At 42.9% G+C, this 2,097-nt stretch carries 5 protein-coding genes and 1 pseudogene; all 6 read left to right on the top strand.

The features are described 5' to 3' along the window. Positions 1-359 (top strand): annotated as a pseudogene (locus tag PF479_RS03670) (restriction endonuclease PLD domain-containing protein); the annotation flags it as partial. 123 nt (positions 360-482) lie between these two features. Then, positions 483-617, top strand: a complete 135-nt coding sequence (locus PF479_RS03665) for a hypothetical protein (RefSeq protein WP_298002322.1) — start codon at positions 483-485, stop codon at positions 615-617. After that, entirely contained in the window at positions 618-743 is a 126-nt protein-coding gene (locus tag PF479_RS03660; RefSeq protein ID WP_298002320.1) for a YdeI/OmpD-associated family protein, read from the top strand. After that, a complete protein-coding gene (locus PF479_RS03655) occupies positions 740-1,435 on the top strand; it encodes an aspartate/glutamate racemase family protein (RefSeq protein WP_298002319.1) in 696 nt (231 codons plus the stop codon). Before PF479_RS03660 ends, PF479_RS03655 begins: the two co-directional genes overlap by 4 nt. A gap of 3 nt (positions 1,436-1,438) precedes the next feature. Continuing rightward, complete coding sequence (locus PF479_RS03650) at positions 1,439-1,675, top strand: hypothetical protein (RefSeq protein ID WP_298002317.1); 237 nt, start codon at positions 1,439-1,441, stop codon at positions 1,673-1,675. A gap of 158 nt (positions 1,676-1,833) precedes the next feature. Then, on the top strand, positions 1,834-2,097 hold a 264-nt coding region (locus tag PF479_RS03645; RefSeq protein WP_298002316.1), incomplete at its 3' end, for a uroporphyrinogen decarboxylase family protein.

The following is a 2,097-nucleotide window of genomic DNA, read 5'->3' as shown; positions in this document are numbered from 1 at the left end:
GTTTAAATTGGGGTCATGGTGAAAAAAGGACTCGTAGGAACAAAAATGAGGCTTATATCCAGTTATCCCCAGAAGTATATAAAAGTGATTTCTTTCCTAAGAAGGGTCAACATTTCACTGTAGTAACTGATGATTCTAAATTGTTTATCTGTACAAGAGCACAAAAAAAAGATACTGATGGAACTGCCATTGAAACACCTCACAATAATAGTTTATTAGGTGAGTATTTTAGAAATCGATTAGGTTTAGTGAATGGTGCTTTTATTACAAAAAATGAATTACAGCAGTATGGACGAACTGATGTCACCTTCTATAAATTTGATGATGAAAACTATTATATGGATTTTGAGGTTAAGTGATTTTTTTGGAATCGGATTAGAATTTATACCCGTTTTACATGTTAAAACCTAGAACCTTTTTTTATAATTTTCGCCAAGCAGTGAGGAGTACCTTCAGGAGATTGAAAAATCTGAAGGAGCAGAATGAAGACATCAGAAAACCTTGAAAGCCTGAGTCGGGAGATACAGATTATGCCCGATATTGTACATTCTGTCCTGAAAGACCAGGATCTCATAACAGCCTATAAAAACAGACCTCCCTATCAGCAGAATGATTAGATGGGTTGGATCAACCAGGTGGTCCGTCCTGAAACAAAGGCAAAAAGGCTTCAGCAGATGATCGATGAATTAAAGGGTGGAACACTCTATATGAAGATGAAGTACAATGACAGGAAGAAATCATGAAAAAAATCGGATTACTGGGCGGCATGAGCTGGGAGAGTACACAGGATTATTACCGAATCATCAATGAGGGAATCAAAGAGAGGCTGGGAGGACTTCATTCGGCAGAAATCATACTCTACAGTGTCGATTTTGATCCCATCGAAAAACTCCAGCAGGAGGGAGACTGGTCCGGAACCGAATCCATTCTGATCAAGGCTGCCAGGTCTATTGAAAAAGCAGGTGCTGATTTTCTTCTTATCTGTACAAACACAATGCACAAGGTTGCCCCGGAAATCGAAAAAGCTCTCTCCATCCCCCTCCTCCACATTGCCGATGCCACGGCGGAAGCCCTGATACAGGACGGGGTATCCTGTGTAGGACTCCTGGGAACAGCCTTTACGATGGAACAGAAGTTTTATAAGAGACGACTGGAGGAAAAGTTCGGGCTTGTAGTCCTGATCCCGGGAGATAATGATCGCAAAACCGTCCACAGAGTCATTTACGAAGAACTCTGTCTCGGAAATATCCGGAAGGATTCGGCCGAGGATTTTTACAGAATCATGGGGAAACTGGCTGAAAAAGGAGCGGAGGCTGTGATCCTGGGCTGTACAGAGATCGGACAACTGGTTCAGCAGAGCAACACAAAAATCAGGCTCTATGACACGACCGGGATTCATGCCCGCCAGGCTGTAGAATATGCCCTTGAAGATTGAGAGATGATGAAACAGATCATCAGTGAAGACTATAAACAGCACCGGCTGACCGCCTGTCCCCGGAAAACAAGACAGGGACGCTGGTCTGTAGCTGTTGAGATCTGCAATCTCCCCGCACTGGATAAGAGCCGTACATTCTATGCCGACGATGGGATCAGCTACATTCTCGAGGAGGAAGCGGCAAAGGAGTGCCTGAACCTGGGCCGGAATCTAATTGATAAAAATATGGTTCCCCTCTGAAAAGGATAGTGCTTAACTATGATATTAAATCATCGCCCGTTCACCAAACACGATAAAATAGTACAATAATTCTAAAGAACCGCCCATCTTAATTACATGATTCCCCCTATAATAATTTGAACGCCTAAAAATAAAGTGGGGAAATTATGTCGTCTTTAATGGAAAATATTTCAAGTCTTGGTCATGCTCCCGTGATCCCCCTAAGCGGGGCCAATGGTGTTAAGTTAACCGGTACAACCCTTAAACAGAACTTAACGAATTCGGATATTCAGTTGAAAACCCTGAGAGCCTTGAAAAAACGCTTTCAGCCGGACGGTATGGTTATGCTTATGGATTTAACCGTAGAGGCTGAAGCCATAGGCCTGCCCATCCATTTTGAAGAAAATGAAAGCCCGTCTGTTTCCGGGCATCATATTCACAAC

Origin of the sequence: Oceanispirochaeta sp. (assembly GCF_027859075.1) — a bacterium.
Taxonomy (GTDB): Bacteria; Spirochaetota; Spirochaetia; order DSM-2461; family DSM-2461; genus Oceanispirochaeta.
The sequence above is the reverse complement of the archived record's forward strand: the minus strand, read 5'-3'. Positions and strand labels throughout refer to the sequence as shown.

What these genes read in the sequence shown, in the direction of transcription:
- PF479_RS03660 (WP_298002320.1), top strand. Translation starts at nt 618, where the DNA reads ATGGGTTGGATCAACCAGGTGGTCCGTCCTGAAACAAAGGCAAAAAGG.
- PF479_RS03665 (WP_298002322.1), top strand. Translation starts at nt 483, where the DNA reads ATGAAGACATCAGAAAACCTTGAAAGCCTGAGTCGGGAGATACAGATT.
- PF479_RS03650 (WP_298002317.1), top strand. Translation starts at nt 1,439, where the DNA reads ATGATGAAACAGATCATCAGTGAAGACTATAAACAGCACCGGCTGACC.
- PF479_RS03655 (WP_298002319.1), top strand. Translation starts at nt 740, where the DNA reads ATGAAAAAAATCGGATTACTGGGCGGCATGAGCTGGGAGAGTACACAG.